This is a genomic window from Vibrio sp. 1402, from assembly GCF_033340275.1.
Genome location: NZ_JAWOWE010000750.1, coordinates 1 through 509, shown reverse-complemented (window position 1 = coordinate 509; position 509 = coordinate 1). Strand labels below are relative to the sequence as shown.

The window sequence follows — 509 nt, the reverse complement described above, 5'->3', positions numbered from 1 at the left end:
CAGTTGGAGCTGGCAACAATACCGTTCCAACTCCTGCAACGTTGACGGTTTCTTCACGTAGAATACGACTCGCGACCAGATGTCCAAGGGTCTGATAGTAGTAGTTATTCCATAATCTTCCCGCCTCAACGAGGGAGTACGCTATCCACAAATCAGAATCTGACGCTGGATTAGAATCCAACACTCCGAACTGACCATTTTCTTTTCTTCCCCACAACCAAGCAGGAAGCCTTGCCGTCAAATCCCCACCAGCCAAATGTGATTGAGTCCATTTTAAAACCTGATCGAAGGTTTTAGGGTCATTGGCAACCAAGGCAAAGAACAATGCGTAAGATTGACCTTCCGAGGTCGTAATCATACGCTCGTCACTGCCATCAACGACTCTGCCTTGCTCCATGTATACCGACTTAAATGTTTCCCATTGTGGCCACTCGCAGGTGTTAGCCCACAAGTAAGGAGACACCAACAACATAAGGAACGAGATGAGTTTTTTCATTATTCCTCTTCCT

1 protein-coding gene is annotated in these 509 nt (G+C 46.6%); it reads right to left on the bottom strand.

The window, feature by feature from the left end:
• On the bottom strand, positions 1–496 hold a 496-nt coding region (locus tag R7044_RS28285; RefSeq protein ID WP_263857083.1), incomplete at its 3' end, for a glycosyl hydrolase family 8.
• Positions 497–509: the final 13 nt, after the last annotated feature.